We start from the raw sequence: 19,340 nt of genomic DNA, 5'->3' as shown, positions 1-19,340 counted from the left end.
ACTAAGACTCTTTCAGTTTCTCTAACTTCTTGAAATTACGGCTGATGGGACGTGGAGCCTTCATTTTATCAAAAAATACATGGTACGTATTTTTCTTTTCATCAATTCCTTCGATGGTCCCATGTCCGAATACTGGATGACTCACACGCTCACCTTTTGAAAAGCCCGTTGCTTGTTGTTGCTTACTCTGATGATGTGTCGCCTGAATGTACTCTTTCGCTTCCTCGATTAGGGCTTCATCAAGTTCTCCCACCCGTTCGTATAAATCCTCTTCCACTTCAAAAATGAACCGTGAGGGATACTTTCGCTGACCTCCGTTTTGAAAACCTTCTGATTCTGTTAAATATAATTCTTTCTCAGCACGGGTGACAGCAACGTAGGCAAGACGACGTTCTTCTTCTAAGGCACGCTCCTTCCGTTCTCTCAAGGCACGTACGTTAGGCAGCACACTTTCTGTCATACCGACGACAAACACATACGGGTACTCCAGTCCTTTCGCTGTATGGATGGTCATCATTTTGACAGAGTTGACCTGATCATCTCGATCATCGTCTGTGTACAAACTGATCATTTGTAAGTACTCATCAAGGTCAATATCTTCACCAAGCGTCTGCTCGTATTGCACGATAGAATGTAGCAGTTCTGTTAAATTGTCTAATCTCTCTTGGTCTCCATCTTCTCTGCGATAGGCTTCATACCCTGTTCGCTGCATCGCTTCTTGCAGAAGCTCTGAAACCGTCCATTCCTCTTTCTTGTCTTTTAAGGATTCGATAGCCTCAATAAAAGACTTGGCTCCCGTACTCCTGAGCCGGTCATGATCGGCGTATTTTTTCAACGTATCATACAAAGATCGCCCTTCTTCCTCTGCTTTTGCCCGAATGAATTGCATACGTTTCTTACCTATCTGTCTCTTCGGTACATTAATGATGCGAGAAAAAGACAAGTCATCTTCCATGGCAATCATCCGTAAATGAGCTAAGGCATCCTTGATTTCTAACCGGTCAAAAAACTTGAACCCACCAAATATTGTATATTCTATGTTGGCACTGATCAATTCCTGTTCTATGAAACGGGATAAGTAGTTGGCCCGGTACAAGACCGCCATCTGTCTATATTCCGCTCCTTCCTCCACCAACTTCTGCATGCGTTGAACAATCCACTTCGCTTCTTCGATTTCACTCTTCCCGTGATAATGAACGACCTTCAAGCCTTCCGGGTTCGCTGTTACCATGTCTTTATCGACACGAAAATAATTGTTCTGAATCAACGCATTGCCTAACGATAAGATTTGTGGTGTTGAACGATAGTTTTGATTGAGAAAAATGGTTTGCGTGTCCTGGAAGAACTGGTCAAAATCAACCATATATTTCGGATCCGCTCCACGCCATTCGTAAATGGTCTGGTCAGGATCCCCGACAACAAAAAGGTTTCCATGCTTTTCAGAAAGCTTTTTCACAAGTTCAAACTGCTTCAAGCTGCTATCTTGAAACTCGTCCACCTGAATATAATAAAGGCGGTCCTGCCACTTCTCTAACACTTCTTTATATTGATCGAACAAGACAAATACAAAATTTAATAGATCATCAAAATCAAGACCATACACACGTTTCTGCTTTTTCAAATAACGCTGGATGATTTGACCGTCCATATCTCCGGCATCATCTGCGCTAGGCATTTCTCCACGTAAAATCATCTGTTGTACATAATGTGTATTCCCCTTCAGGATCCCGATCTTATCCAATATCCGTTTAAAGGTCTTGTCATTCATCTTCAATTCCATCTCTTCAAAGATTTCCCTTAATAAAATCTTCTGATCCTCAACATCTAGAATGATGAAATTCTTCGGGTAGAATAATCGGTGGATATCTTCTCTTAAAACACGAACACAAAAACCATGATACGTTGTAATAAATCCTGTATCCTGTTCTCCACCCACCATTTTCTTCACACGTCTTCGCATTTCATGAGAAGCCTTATTAGTAAACGTAACCGAAAGAATATTCCCAGGATCGATGCCCAACTCATTGACGATAAACGCGTAGCGGTGCGTCAACGCACGCGTTTTCCCAGAACCAGCCCCAGCAATGACGCGTATAAACCCCTCCGTCGATACGACCGCTTCCTGCTGAGCCTCATTCAATCCATTCAACAACTCCTCCATCACAAACCCTCCAAGAACACCTGTTTGTATATAGTATATCAAAAGTGGAGGCGACTGTTTAGCGATGTATGGGCTGGACTGAGCTGGAGGAGATAAAGGAAACACGAAGAACGAAGTGATTCGATGTTGACTTATCGTACAGAAGCGAGGGAAGTCCACTAATCGCTAGGAGCCGGAACTGGACGATCAAAAGTGGAAGTCCCCTGGTAGGCTCGACACGCATAAGACAGCCAACGCAGTGAAGCGATTTTTCTTCACGAAGTTGGATGACTTATGTCGCGAGAGTCTGGGGACTGGAACTAGACGATCAAAAGCGGAAGCCGCCTGCTAAACACAAAAATGCCTGCGGACGCTGATACCGTCCGCAGGCATTTTTGTTACGCTTGTTCCATTTTATGATCAACCGGCGTAATAATTTTCACGTTTCTCAAATTTCCGATTGCATCGAAATCGATACATAATAAATCGCCCGGCTTTGCAACAGCTACAAGCCGTTCTTTCAGTACAGATAACTCATTATGATGTGCGTCTTCTTGGATCAAAATGGCATATGTTCCTTCAAATCGGTCTAAACGGTATGTGTTCACGCAGCCAGCTCCTTTAAAGCAGAATATCCAAATCGATAAATGAGTTCATTACTATACCTTTCCCTACATAAGAGATGACTAAACGTGTCGATTTATGAAGTATGGACAACATGAAAAGCCCATGCTACAATCAAACTAACAACCGTTAGTTAGTTTAATTAAAAGAGGTGATAGTATGACCCAACAACAAATTATCGAAGAAAGCCTACTATTGTTTGCCCACCATGGATATGAGAACACGAGCTTATCGAATATAGCTGAGCGAGTCGGTATAAAAAAACCTTCCTTATATAATCACTTTAAAAACAAAGAAGCCATCTTTTCTGCTGTGCTGCAAGATGTAGAAAAACGAGAAGTGGAAGTTCTAGATAATATTACGAATTCCATCAAGGGTCTTACGATTGAAGACCAGCTTCACACAATTTACAGGAAGTATTTAGATCACATGGCGACGTCAACAGAAGGGTTGTTTTTCAAACGCGTGACCCTGTTTCCTCAAGAGCTGTTTGCGCATGAAATCAAGCAAGTGTTCCTAAGAGTAGAGAAGCACCTCACTTCAATCGTTGAGCAGATTTTTGAAAAAGGAAAACAAGAGCGCGTACTACGCGATGTCTCTTCTGAAACTATGACTAGTGCATTCTATACACTGATCGATGGCCTATTCTTAGAGGAGAACTTTTACGATAAAGAAGTGTTTGAAAAACGAAAACGTGCGAGTTGGCAAATATTCTGGCAAGGAATTCAAGTATAGGAGGGGATCCAATGGCATGGATTTATTTACTTTTAGGGTCACTATTTGAAATAGGTTGGGCTGTAGGATTGAAGCTATCAGACGGATTTACGAAACCATTGATCTCTGTCATCACCATTATTTTTATTTTGGTAAGCTTTTTATTCTTCACTAAAGCAATACGTGAGATTGAAGTCGGTACTGGGTATGCCGTTTTTACAGGAATAGGCGCAGCGGGTACAGCGATTATCGGAATGACATTTCTTGGCGACAGTGCAAACGTCGGGAAAGTCTTTTTTATTGGGCTATTAATCGTGGGAATTATCGGTTTGAAACTGACCGATGGCTCTGAACAACAAGTCGAACAATCGGAGGTGTAACAATGGCTTGGATCTTTTTAATTATTGCTGGAATGGGTGAAATGACGGCGATGCTTTTCCTTAAGCTATCGAACGGCTTTAAAAAACGACTTCCTACTATACTTGCGATGATGGCCGGAGGTGTGAGTTTTTACTTTCTGTCCTTATCCTTAACAGACCTTCCTGTTGGTACGGCATATGGAATATGGACAGGAATCGGCTCAGCCGGTACAGTACTCATTGGTATCCTTTTCTTTAAAGAGGGATTTAACGTTAAAAAACTATTATTTATTCTATGTATTATTTCAGGAGTCGTTGGGTTAAAACTCGTTTCATAATTCTGATTATTACCTTGAATTGAAGGAAAAAAATGAGTACAATAAAAAAGGAAAATCCTATAAGTCGACATTTTCCGCGAGAGTGGTGTCGACTTGTGTAAGCAGCACTTCGGTTTTTGGAATATTGGAGGCACATAAGAAATGAGGAAATTTTTGTTTGCTGTTCTTTTGTTAATTGTTGCTACGTTTGGCTACGTCGGTTATTCCGAAATGGATACGGATGCCAATCCTTCCATCCCACAAGAAACGGAACAATATTAAACAAACCAAACACAACCCCCTTACGGCATGTAAGGGGGTTGTTCTAAGCTTTTATTTTCTAGGGAGATCCAGTTCACGCTCGTCTCCCCATACCTTCTCTAAATAGTCATCTCTTCCGGAGTTACCACGATAGTAATCGTAACGGAATTCATTTTTCTTATAATAATCTTGATGGTATTCCTCAGCTCTGTAGAAGGTTTGAACTTCTCGTATGGGCGTAACAATTTCTCCATCGAATCTCTCTGATTCTGCTATAGTCAGTTTTGATTGTTCAGCAGTCGTTTTCTGTTCTTGATTATGATAGAAAATAGCTGTTGTATATTGATAGCCGCGGTCTATGAATTGTCCTTCATCATCTGTTGGATTAATTTGGCGCCAAAACACGTCCAGAATTTCTTCGTAACTGATCACTTCAGGGTCATAGTAGACTTGAACCGATTCAATATGTTCGGTTTGTCCAGAGGATACTTCTTCATAGGTCGGGTTTTCCATGTCTCCACCGGTATAACCAGAAACGACCTCTTTTACTCCCTCTAACTTTTCAAAGGGTGGCTCCATACACCAGAAGCAGCCCCCGGCGAGTGTTGCCACTTCATATCCTTCTGGAACTTCCGTAATGGCTTCACTCTCATAGTTTCTTTTTGTAAAATATGCGTAAGCTTCAGGTACAACGAATACGCCTACCACAACGAGCAAGATTACACCTATTCCCCATTTGAATCGTTTACTCATGATGAGGGTCACTCCTTTAATAAGGTTACCTTCATCATATCACGACAGAATGAACCGCCATAAAGATATACTTCATTTCAAGAGCATCGTTATTCTTCATCTTCTAATGTCTGACCTTCCACATGTTTTTTATCTAGTTGCTTATTCAATTTACGGTATTCCTTCGATTTGAAAATGATATCAAAATCATAGTCTTCTGGATATAGCTCTTCGGCTGGTATATACAAAGTCAGTCGTTTGTGATTGTAGGTCCTCTTCTCTCCCTTCACTTGAACGCGGTAGTTTCCACGTGAATCAGGACCTGTATAGATAATACCAAGCTCTTCCTCTGACGGAATCTTCACGTTATCCCCCATCTTGAATTTGGGGGATCCTTTTTCAGCTTTTGCCACGACTTTCTTTCTTCCGTAACGATTTCTTGCAACTTGTCGCCGGTAGTCTTCCTCTGCTAGCAGGCGATCATCCAATACAAAATCCTTTTCTTCGTTATAAGAAATCCCGTAGGCGTGTTGCAAAATCTTTGGATGGAGTCCTAACTTGTGAGCGATGCCGAAGGCCTGGCTTTTCCCAGATGAGCCTAAGTGCAATTGATAGGTCGGCTTCAGAGTTTCTACATCGAATTCCATAGCGCCGTTGATAAAACCTGATTTCCTGTCCGCATATTCTTTCATTTCACCGTAGTGTGTCGTTGCGAGAATAGTCGATCCTTTCTCTGCCAATTGATTGAGAATAGCTGTCGCAAGTCCCATTCCTTCACGAGGATCTGTACCTGAACCGATTTCATCCAATAGTAACAGTGAGTGATCATTTGCTTCTCGTAAGATACGAATCAAGTTAACAAGCCGCGAACTGAAAGTACTCAAATTCTCGTTAATGCTCTGTCCATCTCCGATATCAACAAGGATGTGTTGAAAAATCGGAAGCTCGCTCCCTTCATTTGCGGGTATTGGAACTCCTGACTGGGCCATCAAGCTCAGTAGTCCAACCGTCTTCAAGGTGACGGTTTTCCCTCCTGTGTTCGGACCCGTAATCAATAAAGCTTGCTCACTCTCCCCCATACGGATCGATAGAGGAACCGCCGCTTCACCTAACAACGGGTGGCGCGCCTCCTTCAAGTCGATTGTGAAACCCTCTGAGAAAATAGGCGCCCTGCCCTGTATCGAACGACTATATTTGGCCTTTGCAAAAAGCAGGTCGTAATGATGCATCGTTTCTATGGCAATATGAATGGCGTGCTCCTGATTCAACACTTCAGCCGTCAGCCTGTATAGAATCTGCTCTACCTCTTGTTCTTCGCTCATTTTCAGTAATTGAATTTCCTCTTGTACTTGGTTCATTTGTTCAGGTTCAATAAAAACGGTAGCGCCTGAAGCAGACTGATCAACGATGCTTCCCTTCAATTTGCTACGGTTCTCGCGCTTTATTGGCAACGTATAGCGGCCATTTTTCATAACAGGGTGAGACTCTTGCATATACGTACGGTACTTCTTCGAAAGTGCTTCGAGACGTTCCTTCCGACGATCCTCTTTGGTCGCGATTTGCTTACGGATTTTCACAAGTTCCTTAGAAGCGTGATCGTCGACTTGCCCGTGCCGGATTGTGCTGATGATTTCTTGTTCAAGCGCACTTAAATCCGCAATTGATGAAGCATATAAATGGATCGTTGGTGCAATGATTTCTTTATCATTCATAAATCGCTTCAACTTCGTACAGTGATCCAGAAATGAAAGCAGGCTTGCGAATTGTTGTGGACGAATGTACAACCCTTTGTTCCCTTGATCGATCATAAGAGAGACATCTTGAAGCGTATGAATCGGGATATTGCCGCTCACATTCAAGATGGCTGCCGCTTCTGAAACTTCCTCACGCCAACGCTCCAGCTGTTTACGATCTCGAATGGGGTGTAACTCACGAATTGTCTGTTTAGCTTGATTTGTTAAAGCATACTCGCTGACTTTTTCTAAAATATCGTTGAACTCTAACGTTTGAAATGTTCGGTTATTCAATTTGTTACTCTTCCTCTCCGTTTTTGTATAAAAAAAGTCGCGAAAAGCTTTGATAAGCTGATCGCGACGTACGTGTTCCGTCACTGGACACATAAATTGCCTAGGTCAGAGATATGGACTGTGCCAATTTTACATTTCCTAGACGAAAAAAGCTATGACTGAAAAAGCCAGTCATAGCCTTGTATGGTCGTTATAGCTACGCTTATGCTCGTTCTTAACTGTTCTTGTTACAAATCCATCACGAAACAGACGTGCTTCTTGCACATCTTTTTTCAAGGCTTTAATAACAAGATCATATCCAATTGGTGGATTAGTTAAGAACGACCACACTCATAAACCATTCTCCTCGATAAAAGGATTCTCAGTGACGGAACAAATAGTATTCCGATTTTAATTTATAGTGTTTCTCTAAGAATGTCAACTACAATTCATTCATATTCCGTTTTATCCTGATGAAAAAGGGTAATTCAGTAGGACCATCTACACACAAGGAGAAGAGAAATGTACCAAAACCACAAACAACTATACCAATTCACAGGCATCGTATTTTTACTCATTTTAATCATTACCTTCGGATTCATGTTTATTGAGAAAATTACATTTTTCGACAGTCTATGGATGACCGTCGTTTCTATACTCGCGGTCGGCTATGGAGATTTAGTTCCAAAACATACAAGTGGAAAAATATTTGCCCTTATACTAATCCCAATAGCTATGGGGTTTACAACTTACATGTTAACGTACCTGGCTGCGTCTATGATTGAAGGACGACTATCAAAAAAATGGGAGCGAAAAAAGAGAATGAAACGTATCAAAAAAATGGAGAACCATTACATCATATGTGGATATGAACAAGTAGGCGAACAAGTCTTGGAGGAATTACGCAACCACAACTATGACATTGTCATTATCGAGTCACACGAAGGGAACACGCATCGCATTCCCGAAGATGCTACATATCTATTAGGAGATGCCAAACAGAATGAAGTGCTAGAAGAGGCGGGTGTGAGCCGTGCCCATGGGTTAGTCGCTACCACCTCAAATGACTCAACAAATGTCTTTATCACCTTATCAGCAAAAGGAATCAACCCAGATCTGAAGGTGATCTCCCGTGCGGAGAATGCCGAATCAGAAGATAAATTAAAACGTGCTGGCGCTGATGAAGTAGTCAATCCATCCAATCTAGGCGGCCGACGGATGGCTTTATCTTTGATCAAACCGGTAAGCATGCGTTATGTAGATTCCATCATTCACGCCGAATCGAATCGATATCAATTCGAAGAATACCATGTCGGTGAAATTAGTCCTTATGTTGATCAGAGGACAAATGAAATCAATTGGCGAGAAGATTATGGTGTAACTCTTCTTGGAATCCAACGGGACGATTGCTTTATCAGTAACCCTTCGAAGGAGGAAAGTATCTCTGAAGGAGATATTTTGATCCTATTTGGAGATAAAGAAGACCTACAGTCCTTCCTCACCGCTTCTTAATCATATGATTGTTAAAACAAGTCCCCAATGTGGGATAATAGAATAGACTATGATGTTGAAGGAGTGAAGGCAATGATTGAACAACAACGTCAAGTCCTCGTCATTTTTCCACACCCTGATGACGAGGCTTTTGGTGTTTCGGGTACAATCACCTCATATATAAAACAAGGAACGCCGGTCACCTATGCTTGCTTGACCCTCGGTGAAATGGGAAGGAACTTGGGGAAACCTCAATTCGCCAACCGCGAGACCCTTCCAGATATACGACAAGAGGAATTGAAAAAAGCAGCAGAAGCGATGGGAGTAACGGATTTAAGAATGATGGGACTTCGTGATAAAACGCTTGAGTTCGAGGATGATATGGACATGAAAAACATGATCCAAGGACTCATTGAAGACGTAGACCCTTCTCTCGTCATCAGTTTTTACCCTGGCTACGCGGTTCACCCTGACCACGAAGCAACAGCAAGAGCTGTCGTACGAGCACTTCGTGACATTGATGAAGGCGAGCGTCCTACTTTCCACGCTGTTGCTTTTGCCAACAATACAGAAGAAAACCTAGGTGAACCGGATGTCGTCAACGATATTCGTGACGTTCAAGAAGACAAATTAAATGCGATGCGCGCCCATATTTCGCAGACTGCCAGAATGCTTGAAATGCTGGAACAAGGTATTCAGGCGAATGATCCTGAAGCTTTAAAATGGGTTACCAACGAGCGTTTCTATACGTATGATTGGAATAACGACCAAGTGACGTGATGTCACTTGGCTTTTTTTATCTTTGTAAAGTCAGCAGATATTGCTTCATGACCTCATTGACGTAAGGTAGACTCAACTACTCACCGGACAAAGGATACACTTTTCTCATTGGGACAACGTTTATTTTCACACCCCTGACATATATATCAAAAAGACAACCCGTGAAGGAGCTGACTGCATGAACTCCCATTCTCAAAATGTCTCTATGAACTCCGCGATCGATCCTTACGTGTATCAGACTCTGCTGTCTATCCAAGGGACTTCGATCGTCGTGCAAACCACGCAAGGATCAGTGCGTGGTCTTCTAAAAAACGTAATGCCTGATCATGTTGTTGTAGAAGTGAGTGAAACTCCATTTTTTGTTCGTACTCAACAAATCGTATGGGTCCATCCTGACCAACGCTAAAGGAGAATGCTATGTTTAAACGACTGGATCGCATGCAAATTGCGCTGACGATTCCTGAACATGGGGATGCCAATGCCGCTGCAGCCGTACAACAATTACTCGGCGGTAAATTTGGTGAAATGTCTACTTTGAATAATTACATGTATCAATCATTCGGTTTTCGTAACAAAAAGAAATTCCGTCCTTTTTATGACCTCGTAGCTAGTATAACGGCTGAAGAATTCGGTCATGTTGAACTTGTGAACAACTCCATCAACCTTCTGACTAGAGGCGTCACTTTCACTGGCGACCCGGATATAACACCTATGCAAAACGGTCTGAACAAACGCGATACCTACCAGTTCATTGCTTCTGCCCAAACGGCCCTCCCCTATGATTCCATGGGTAATCCATGGACCGGAGATAATGTGTTCAATAGCGGAAACCTGGTACTCGATCTTTTACACAACTTCTTCCTTGAGTTAGGTGCGCGAACACATAAGATGCGTGTGTATGAAATGACCGATCATCCGACCGCTCGTGAAATGATTGGTTACTTGCTTGTCAGAGGAGGAACGCACGCCCTTGCTTATGCAAAAGCTCTTGAAATCGCCACTGGTGTAGATGTGAAAAAAATGCTGCCCGTACCAGATTTGGATAACTCCAAGTTCGATTATGCCCGCCCTTACTTGGATCAAGGCTTAGATAACATATTGTACACGTGGAGCGACACGGATTATCAAGATATCAATAAGATTTGGAAAGGGACCAACCCGGAGAACGGTCAACCTCTTCAAGTGATACAAGGGACACCGAAAGGAGCGCCCATCCCTGACTTAGATGATATTCCAGAAGAGTTTGCTCCTGGGATTGACAGGGATGATTACGAACGAATCGCCAAGAAATTGATGGAAAACCTATAGAAATCCACGAGGACGGTATCAGGGTCTATGAGCACCTGGAACTGTTCTCTTTTCAATTTAAAATGATCCGCTCACACTTTTTAAACGATAGCTACTTATACAAGTTGTCATCAGATTGTCTAAACTTAGCCTGAAATGGATACGATGAACATGTTATTCTACAAAGTAGAGCTGAAAGGAGCATTACCGATATGAAGAAATTATTGATATTATCCTTTATATTACTGGTGAGTGTCATCGCAACAGCTTGTGGCACGTCGTCCAATGAACAAGAAACGACTCAAGGATCCGAAGGGACAGAAGAGAGCTCTGAGGAACAAGCACCTGAAATCCCGGTTGTAGAAGTCACATTCGAAAGCGACCCTCTACCTGTTGAAGAAGAAACGACGATTCAAGCTACCGTGACCCAAGGCGGAGAGCCTGTCGAAGATGCTGAATACGTAGATTTCGAAATCTGGAACAAGCAAGATGGAAAAGACAACTCTACAACCGTCGAGAGTGAACATGTTGGAGACGGTGTCTACGAGATTACCCATTCTTTTGAGAAGGCTGGTACGTACGAAATGTTCGCACACACACAAGTTGGAGATTTACACACCATGCCTAAGAAGACAGTTCAAGTTGGCGAGAAAATGTTTATGGAGGACGAGCCGTCTGAAACCAGTGATGATGAACAGGGCCATGGGGACGGAAAATTCATGGTACACCTAAAAGATAAGCAAGACTTCAAAGCTGAAGGTTCGTCTGATCTTGTTACACACATCAACAAGATGGAACAACCCTTCAAAGAAGCGATGGTCCGCTACGAAATCGTCTCAGACCAGCTTGATAAACATGAATATATAGATGCAGAAGAAACAAATCCTGGAGAGTACACAGCAACTTTCACCTTCCCTACAACAGGCTCCTATACCGTCAAAGTTCACTACGAAAAGCCTGATGAAGAAATTCATGGTCACCAAGAAATAGAAGTGAAAGTGCAATAAACAGCAAAGTCCTGAACCCATAGTGGGAATCAGGACTTTTTTTATCAAGAAAACGTAAGTGGGTCCGAGTTGTTTGCCACATAACGTGAGCTGTCGTCTGTTCCGGAAAGGGTATTCGGACAAAAGAATTCCTATATCAGCCATTGACGCGTGCTATTCGGACGAGATATCCACTTTTCCGGACAAGCGCTCGGTTAATTCGGACAAATAGTTCTTATTCGGACAAGAGATGTACTTTTTCGGACAACTGCACGGACTATAAAAGACAAAGCACACGCTTTTCAGGACATCATTTGAGCAGGGAAACAACAAACCGAAAAAAGCGAGCAGGAGATGTTTTCATCCCTACTCGCTTTTATTATTTATTAATCGGCGTTCTGAATTTTCTTCTGTTTCGCCGCACGTTTACGTTCACTTTCATTCAAGTATTTCTTACGAAGACGAACACTTTCTGGTGTTACTTCGCAATACTCATCGTCATCAAGGTATTCAATCGCTTCTTCAAGCGTCATGTGACGTGTTTTCTTGATTGTGTTTGTCGTATCTTTGTTAGCGGAACGGATGTTGGTCAGGTGCTTCTCTTTCGTGATGTTGACCGTTAAGTCGTTCTCACGATTGTGTTCACCGACAATCATTCCCTCATATACTTCTGTACCTGGTTCCACGAAGATGACACCACGGTCTTCTAAGTTCATAATTCCGTAAGTGGATGCTTTTCCTTTATCTAAGGAAACAAGTACACCTTCACGACGTCCTCCGACTTGACCTTTCGTGAGTGGCGCATAGCCATCAAATGTGTGGTTCAAGATGCCGTACCCACGCGTTTGAGTCATGAATTCTGTAGAGTAACCGATCAGTCCACGTGATGGAACAATGAATTCCAAACGAACTTGACCATTACCATCGTTGACCATATCCTGCATTTCACCTTTACGGTAACCAATCGATTCCATCACGGCACCTTGATATTCTGCAGGCGTATCGATTTGAACGCGCTCTACTGGCTCACAAACTTGGCCATCGATTTCTTTTAAGATTACTTGTGGCTTGGACAATTGTAATTCAAAGCCTTCACGACGCATGTTCTCTACAAGAATCGACAGGTGAAGTTCACCACGACCAGAAACGGTGAATGCATCTGGAGAATCTGTTGGATCTACACGTAGACTAACGTCCGTTTCAAGCTGCGTCATCAGACGCTCTTCAATTTGACGGGAAGTGACGTATTTTCCTTCGCGTCCCGCAAATGGACTGTTGTTCACTAGGAACGTCATTTGAAGAGTCGGCTCGTCGATACGTGGAATTTCCATCGCTTCTTGGTTGTCTGTCGGACAAACCGTTTCACCAACGTTAATGTCTTCAAGTCCAGCAAGAGCAATGATATCTCCCGCTTTCGCTTCTTCGATTTCAATACGCTTCAAGCCGATGAAACCAAAGAGCTTGCTTACACGGAAGTTCTTCACAGATCCGTCCTTCTTCATTAGAGATACCTGCTGACCGACTTTGATTGAACCTCGGAAGATACGTCCAACTCCGATACGGCCCAAGTAATCGTTATAATCAAGCAAGGTCACTTGGAACTGCAACGGTTCTTCTTTTGTATCGATAGGAGCAGGGATATTGTTCATGATAAGTTTGAAGATCGGGTCCATCGTTTCCTGTTGGTCTTCTGGCTCATTTCCAGACGTACCGTTAAGTGCAGAAGCATAAACAACAGGGAAATCAAGCTGATCATCATCAGCGCCTAGTTCGATGAACAGATCAAGAACTTCATCAACCACTTGTTCTGGACGGGCATTCGGACGGTCAATTTTGTTTAGAACCACAACTGGTGTCAGCTTTTGTTCTAATGCTTTTTTCAACACGAAGCGTGTTTGTGGCATACAGCCTTCATAAGCATCGACAACTAGCAGTACACCGTCAACCATTTTAAGGATACGCTCAACTTCGCCACCGAAGTCTGCGTGTCCAGGCGTATCTAGAATGTTGATTCGTGTGTCGTTATAGTTAATCGCCGTATTTTTGGCAAGAATCGTAATACCGCGTTCTTTTTCCAAATCGTTTGAGTCCATTGCACGATCATCTACATGTTCGTTGTCACGGAATGTACCGGAGTGGTGAAGCATTTGGTCCACTAATGTCGTTTTTCCGTGGTCAACGTGTGCAATGATGGCAATATTTCGAATATCGTTTCTGTGTTGCATGAAGCACACACCTCTTTCGTCTCACTTAGTATTCAACCTGTCAATTATAACATAGATTCGGATGACGTCGATACCTCTATATTATTGTCACTCTTTCATTGCGTAAAACCTATGCATACAATAAACTACAAGTATTATCGAATGACATGGGTATTGTAAAGATTACATTAAAGATAGGTGCTGTTTTATGAAAACAAAACGAATGGGTGAATGGTTAGAAGTATCCATTCCTGAAGAATGGAACGAACTGACCATCGAAAAGATCATGAAGAAAAAATGGCAGGTGCCAAGAAAGCTTATCCACCGGTTTCGCTCGAACAAAGAAGTGACTTTGAACGGGGACGTAATGCATTGGAAAGATACGAAAGTACAGACAGGAGACGCTCTCAGGATTCGACTCTTCGCACCTCAACCGCTTGAAGTCACTCCGACTTTTATGGATATTGATGTGATTTATGAAGACGATCATCTGCTTGTCGTCAATAAGCCTGAGGGTATGTTTACGCACCCGAACCAACCAAACCAAGCGGACACGCTCGTCAACGGCGTCGCCTCCTACTTTCAAATCAACGGCATTGAAGCGACACCCAAATATGTCCATCGATTGGACAAGGACACCTCTGGAGCTGTACTGTTTGCAAAACACGATCTAGCGATTGCGATGTTGGGAGAAGAACTGAAGGATAGGAAGATAAAGCGGACGTATTTAGCTTGGGCTCATGGCAAAGTGAAACCTAAAAAAGGCGTCATTAAAGAACCTATTGGAAAAGACAGACACCATGCAACAAGACGACGTGTCTCTCCTAATGGTCAAGAGGCGGAAACACATTATGAAAGTCTTGAGTACGATCCTAATCTGAAAGCAACTTTAGTGAAACTTCAATTACAGACTGGTCGTACCCACCAAATACGAGTTCATATGAGTCATAAAGGCAATCCTTTATTAGGGGACGAATTATATGGCGGAAAAGGAGATATGGAAGGGAAGCAAGCCTTGCATGCAGCTAAGTTGACGTTCATTCATCCTTTCACAGAAGAACGTGTATCGTGCCTAGCCATGCCTCTCGGACATTCCTCCTTGTTTTCAACAGAGCATGTTCAAATATTGGAGTAGTCGCTTCCAACCATTTTCTTCATTAAATTGTAATAGAATTTCCAAGTATACTATGTTATCGTATAGTTGTTAACCTTTTTATATAAAAAGAGTAACCTCTGACATAGATAAATAGAGAAGATTTGACACGTAGAGACGACGAGGGTTAACAAGATATAGAAAAAGCCGCTGATCACACGATCAGCGGCTTTTCGTTTATTCAGCTAACGTTGCATATAAATCGTCGTATCTTCTGGCACATTCTAAATCAAGCTCAGTCAATCCTCCAGCTTCCCAAGAAGTCAGCTTGATTGTAACCATTTTGTAATCAATGCTGATGAACGGGTGATGCTGAATATCTTCTGCATACTCCGCTACGCGGTTCACGAACTGAATTCCTGTCAAAAAGTCTTGGAAGCGAAAACGTTTCGTGACGAACTTTTCGTCGACTAACTTCCATCCATCTAATTGACTCACTCGTTGTTCTTTTTCTTCTCCTGAAATACGTGTTTGATCTGCCATTCCCATCACCTCTCATAAGAAGATTCTTCTTACAAGATACCCTATTTTGATAAGGTTAAAGCGTCTCGGCTAATTTCATGAATTCTTCAAGGTCCGCTACACATAACTCCAATGCGTTTTCCCAGAACGCTTTTTGTTCGATATCCACACCTAAGTGCTTCTTCGCCAAGTCTTCCACTTTCATTCGACCCGTGTCCTTCAATAATTCATTGTATTGGTCTTCAAAGCCTTGCCCCACCTCTAGTGCTCTCGCATATATTCCCATGCTGAACAGGTATCCGAAGGTGTACGGGAAATTGTAGAAAGGGACATCCGTAATATGGAAGTGCAACTTAGAAGCCCAGAATGTAGGATCATACTCATCAAGAGATTCCATATACGCTTCTTTCTGCGACTCTGTCATAAGCTCGTTCAAGCGCTCGGCAGATACAGTCCCCTCTTTCCGTTCTTCATAGAAACGTGTTTCAAATAGGAAGCGTGCGTGGATATTCATAAAGAAGGCCACGCTTCGCTGTACTTTGTCTTCTAATAACGCCAGCTTTTCTTCGTCATTTGAAGCATGTTTGACTGCTGCATCCGCGACAATCATTTCTGCGAAAGTAGAAGCCGTCTCTGCCACATTCATCGCATAACCTTGATTCAACACAGGTAAATCATTCATGACATGTTGGTGATAAGCATGACCTAATTCATGGGCCAAAGTCGCAACGTTCGATGGTGTCCCTGAATAGGTCATGAAGATGCGCGTTTCTTCACTATCAGGAAAGCTCGTACAGAATCCACCCGGTTGTTTTCCTGCTCGATCTTCTGCCTCAATCCATTGGTTGTCAAAAGCCATTTCTGCAAAAGCAGCCATTTTCGGACTGAATTTACGGAACTGCTCGACAATGAACGCCGCCCCTTCTTCATAACTCATTTTTTGATCTGTGCTTCCAATGGGCGCTTCAACATCATAGAAGCTCAGTTTATCCATTCCAAGCATGCTCGCTTTTTTATTCAAGTAGGGAATGTAACGATGCTTGTAATCTGAAATCGTCTCCCACATCGCATCCAGCGTCTTTTTACTCATCCGATTATAATCGAGGGGTTCTTTTAGTACACTGTCCCACCCTCGATGTTTATACGTTTGTAAACGGAAACCCGAAAGATGATTCAGCGTTTCACTGAACAAGTCAACCTGGTCTCCCCAGGCTGTCTGCAGTTTATCAAAGACCTCTTTTCTAACCTGACGATCTGAGCTGCTCAAATGATTCGCTGCTTGCCCGACGGATAATTCCTCGCCACCTTGTGTGATCGATAATTTCCCGACTAACGTGTCGTACATTTGTCCCCATGCGTGATACCCATCAACGGAAAGATCATTGATGAGCGACTCTTGCCGAAGTTCTAAGAGATCTTTCGCTTTTTGACGCCTTTCATCCAATACAAACGCTACGTCTGAAAGCGCAGGCTCTGAAAGCAATGACTTCCATATCGTGTCATCGACTTGAACAAGCTTTTGATCAAAAGCTGTCATGGCATTGTCAAAGCGCGCCCCCATCTCCGTTCGCTTGGATTGCCATTGACTAGCTTTCCGGTCATGTACGTCCTGGGCATTCAAGCAGCCTACGAAGGAGCCAATCTCGCTTAACTCTTTCATCACTACCTGCATGTGGTCTGTAATCTCAGAAAGCTCCTTTGCCTGCTCTACGTTTTTTGGCGCAGAAAACGGTTGAATCAGTGACTCCAATCGACTCAAGTCTTCTTCTGTTTGTTTCACATATCTATGTAATTCCTCCGATTCACTTCCTCCACTAAAGATCGTATCTAAATTCCATGTCATCGATTTTGTATTCATAAAGATCCCCTTCCATTTTATTGCCTTTTTGATTATCTGCAAAAAAGAATCGTTTCTGTAAAAATAATACCATTAATATGAAGCTGTGCCGACTATGAGTGATTGAATTGAAGGGTACTTTCTGATAATTTTAACAAAAGAACCTTTTTTAGGAGGAGATGTATTTTGAGATATCGACGGCATGAAACGTTGCGATATTCCTTCGAACATCCAGTAGAGGCCACGTATAAGATTGTGAAAGTAGGCGGTCGGTCGATTCAATCTTCGATGGGAGAAGCACATATTCTGGATTTAAGTCCTGGAGGGATGAAAATATCCTCCCCCTTCCATATCTCTCTTGAAAAAAAGGTTCAATTCTTTGTCGAGGCGAGCATTGCCGGCATCGACTTAGCCATTACAGCGAACGGAATCTGGTGCAAGAAAGTAAGAGATCGTTATCACTATGGTCTCGATTTTTTGGAAGATTATCATGAAGACGTTGTGAAGGCGTTGAAAGAATATCGGAAAAAAGATCAGCAATAAACGAGCCCCCATTCTTATTTGAGTGGGGGCTCGTTTTTTATTATTCATGACGTTTTCAACTGTTAAGCGTGCATATTCACATACAGGCTGGATAAGTCGGTCGTTGTTCCGAACTTTACGCAGTGTAGCAAGTCCTACCCTTGTCACCTCATCTTATAATTTTGATTTTGAAACAAAAATGAAATATTTATGTCATATATTTGAAACTTTTCCGAACTCTCACACGTCTATATAAGTAGACAATCAAAACCAAAAGAATGGAAGGGGCTATCATCATGAAGAAACGAATCCAATACGACGCAACGGAAATTGCAAGTGTGGCTGGTGGATCGGCTATTTTAACGGGAGTCCTTTACTTCGCTATGTATATTTTATAATTATAAGGCAAGCCTCCGAGCCATCAGCGCTCGGAGGTTTTTTGGTATAAGTCGACTGATTCGCACTATGAGGATGTGCTCTTTATAATAGGAATAAAGATTTCGTGGAGGTTTACTTATGTTTAGCAAACATAGCGGCTACCAGAGCATGCTTAAAGAGAACCAACTTTCCTTCGGGCTTACGGTTCCTATGGAGAACTATCAACACCAACCACCAACGATGCAGCACCAAGTTGAACGGGCACAGTTAGCTGAATCTTTAGGCTTTCAATGCTTATGGTTGCAAGATGTCGTCTTAGAAGACCCGACATTTGAAGACCCTGCAACAGGACAGCTATTTGACAGTCTCATTTACTTAACTTACTTGGCATCGCAAACGACCTCTATCAACTTAGGCACAGCTGCTTTAGTCTCCCCCCTTCGCCATCCCTTACGCGTTGCGAAGGAATTAGCAAGCATCGAGAGACTATTTCCTGAAAGACTGATGCTCGGTATTTCATCTGGTGATCGCAGAAAAGATTTCGAAGGACTGAACATTCCGATCATGGAACGTGGAGAATGGTTCAGAGAAGCGTTCCATTTCATGAATGACGTTCTGTATGAAGAGTTTCCGACAGTAGAATCACGGTTTGGCAAAATCAGCAAGTCCAATCTAGTTCCAAAACCAACATCCCGAATCCCTACTTTCATGACGGGATACTGTCAACAGACATTGGACTGGGTAGCTGAACACGGTGACGGATGGATGTTCTATCCTCAACGCCCAGAACAACAGAAAAAAACCATACAACAATACAAAGACAAAGTAGCCCAGTACCACGGACAAGTTTTCCGTCCCTTTTTCATGCCCCTCCCCCTGGAACTCATAGAAGACCCTGATTATGAAGCAGAGAAAATACCTGCTGGTTATCGTGTCGGGAGGAAAGGATTGATTGAGTTGCTGGAACAATACCGTGAAGTCGGCGTGAACCATATAATGATCGGATTATCCAGAAACAAGCGCCCCGTTCCTGAAGTGATGCAGGAAATCGGAGAAGATGTCATACCTCATTTTTCTTTAAAGTAGG

Annotated in this window: 18 protein-coding genes; 11 read left to right on the top strand and 7 right to left on the bottom strand. The window is 42.7% G+C overall.

Features of this window, described 5'->3' with window-relative positions; translation table 11 throughout:
- Position 1: 1 nt before the first annotated feature.
- Both H0266_RS16445 and H0266_RS16440 read right to left on the bottom strand, forming a co-directional pair.
- On the bottom strand, positions 2-2,161 hold the full coding sequence (locus H0266_RS16445) for an ATP-dependent helicase (protein WP_181473508.1): 2,160 nt from the start codon (positions 2,159-2,161) through the stop codon (positions 2-4).
- Positions 2,162-2,538: 377 nt separating this feature from the next.
- Complete coding sequence (locus tag H0266_RS16440; RefSeq protein WP_181473507.1) at positions 2,539-2,748, bottom strand: hypothetical protein; 210 nt, start codon at positions 2,746-2,748, stop codon at positions 2,539-2,541.
- Positions 2,749-2,923: 175 nt separating this feature from the next.
- Between H0266_RS16440 and H0266_RS16435 the strand changes: the two genes are divergently transcribed.
- The 3 genes from H0266_RS16435 to H0266_RS16425 are packed head-to-tail and all read left to right on the top strand — an operon-like array spanning position 2,924 to position 4,175.
- Positions 2,924-3,499, top strand: a complete 576-nt coding sequence (locus H0266_RS16435; RefSeq protein ID WP_181473506.1) for a TetR/AcrR family transcriptional regulator — start codon at positions 2,924-2,926, stop codon at positions 3,497-3,499.
- Between the two features lie 11 nt (positions 3,500-3,510).
- Positions 3,511-3,858, top strand: a complete 348-nt coding sequence (locus H0266_RS16430; RefSeq protein WP_181473505.1) for a DMT family transporter — start codon at positions 3,511-3,513, stop codon at positions 3,856-3,858.
- Positions 3,859-3,860: 2 nt separating this feature from the next.
- Complete coding sequence (locus tag H0266_RS16425) at positions 3,861-4,175, top strand: DMT family transporter (protein ID WP_181473504.1); 315 nt, start codon at positions 3,861-3,863, stop codon at positions 4,173-4,175.
- Positions 4,176-4,487: 312 nt separating this feature from the next.
- On the opposite strand, the gene msrA is transcribed toward H0266_RS16425, so the two are convergent.
- Both msrA and H0266_RS16415 read right to left on the bottom strand, forming a co-directional pair.
- Positions 4,488-5,168 carry a peptide-methionine (S)-S-oxide reductase MsrA gene (gene msrA, locus H0266_RS16420; RefSeq protein ID WP_181473503.1) on the bottom strand — a complete coding sequence of 227 codons (681 nt, stop codon included), beginning with the start codon at positions 5,166-5,168 and terminating at the stop codon, positions 4,488-4,490.
- 89 nt (positions 5,169-5,257) lie between these two features.
- The gene (locus tag H0266_RS16415) at positions 5,258-7,174 is read right to left on the bottom strand and encodes an endonuclease MutS2 (RefSeq protein ID WP_181473502.1); all 1,917 of its coding nucleotides are present in this window, start codon (positions 7,172-7,174) and stop codon (positions 5,258-5,260) included.
- 501 nt (positions 7,175-7,675) lie between these two features.
- Between H0266_RS16415 and H0266_RS16410 the strand changes: the two genes are divergently transcribed.
- The 5 genes from H0266_RS16410 (at position 7,676) to H0266_RS16390 (ending at position 11,718) form a co-directional block, all read left to right on the top strand.
- A complete protein-coding gene (locus H0266_RS16410) occupies positions 7,676-8,665 on the top strand; it encodes a potassium channel family protein (protein WP_181473501.1) in 990 nt (329 codons plus the stop codon).
- A gap of 72 nt (positions 8,666-8,737) precedes the next feature.
- Positions 8,738-9,424: a bacillithiol biosynthesis deacetylase BshB2 gene (gene bshB2 / locus H0266_RS16405; RefSeq protein ID WP_181473500.1), complete on the top strand. Its 687-nt coding sequence runs from the start codon at positions 8,738-8,740 to the stop codon at positions 9,422-9,424.
- Between the two features lie 178 nt (positions 9,425-9,602).
- Positions 9,603-9,830, top strand: coding sequence for a YuzF family protein (locus H0266_RS16400; RefSeq protein WP_181473499.1), 228 nt, complete (start codon positions 9,603-9,605; stop codon positions 9,828-9,830).
- Between the two features lie 11 nt (positions 9,831-9,841).
- Entirely contained in the window at positions 9,842-10,732 is an 891-nt protein-coding gene (locus H0266_RS16395; RefSeq protein ID WP_181473498.1) for a manganese catalase family protein, read from the top strand.
- A 191-nt stretch (positions 10,733-10,923) separates the two neighbouring features.
- Entirely contained in the window at positions 10,924-11,718 is a 795-nt protein-coding gene (locus H0266_RS16390) for a FixH family protein (protein ID WP_181473497.1), read from the top strand.
- 365 nt (positions 11,719-12,083) lie between these two features.
- Here H0266_RS16390 and typA read toward each other — a convergent pair whose 3' ends face one another.
- The gene (gene typA / locus H0266_RS16385; protein ID WP_181473496.1) at positions 12,084-13,922 is read right to left on the bottom strand and encodes a translational GTPase TypA; all 1,839 of its coding nucleotides are present in this window, start codon (positions 13,920-13,922) and stop codon (positions 12,084-12,086) included.
- Positions 13,923-14,109: 187 nt separating this feature from the next.
- Between typA and H0266_RS16380 the strand changes: the two genes are divergently transcribed.
- Positions 14,110-15,036, top strand: a complete 927-nt coding sequence (locus H0266_RS16380; protein ID WP_181473495.1) for an RluA family pseudouridine synthase — start codon at positions 14,110-14,112, stop codon at positions 15,034-15,036.
- A gap of 195 nt (positions 15,037-15,231) precedes the next feature.
- Here H0266_RS16380 and H0266_RS16375 read toward each other — a convergent pair whose 3' ends face one another.
- Together H0266_RS16375 and H0266_RS16370 are read right to left on the bottom strand one after the other, a co-directional pair.
- A complete protein-coding gene (locus H0266_RS16375) occupies positions 15,232-15,537 on the bottom strand; it encodes a 4a-hydroxytetrahydrobiopterin dehydratase (protein ID WP_181473494.1) in 306 nt (101 codons plus the stop codon).
- A gap of 55 nt (positions 15,538-15,592) precedes the next feature.
- On the bottom strand, positions 15,593-17,359 hold the full coding sequence (locus H0266_RS16370; protein ID WP_425484316.1) for a M3 family oligoendopeptidase: 1,767 nt from the start codon (positions 17,357-17,359) through the stop codon (positions 15,593-15,595).
- Between the two features lie 180 nt (positions 17,360-17,539).
- On the opposite strand from H0266_RS16370, the gene H0266_RS16365 reads away from it, so the two are divergent.
- Positions 17,540-17,896, top strand: coding sequence for a PilZ domain-containing protein (locus tag H0266_RS16365; protein WP_181473492.1), 357 nt, complete (start codon positions 17,540-17,542; stop codon positions 17,894-17,896).
- A 495-nt stretch (positions 17,897-18,391) separates the two neighbouring features.
- Entirely contained in the window at positions 18,392-19,339 is a 948-nt protein-coding gene (locus H0266_RS16360; RefSeq protein ID WP_181473491.1) for a TIGR03571 family LLM class oxidoreductase, read from the top strand.
- Position 19,340: the final 1 nt, after the last annotated feature.

The organism is Halobacillus locisalis, from assembly GCF_013694105.1.
Classification (GTDB): Bacteria; Bacillota; Bacilli; order Bacillales; family Halobacillaceae; genus Halobacillus; species Halobacillus locisalis.
Note: the sequence above shows the minus strand (reverse complement) of the source record. Positions and strands in the feature narration are given on the sequence as shown.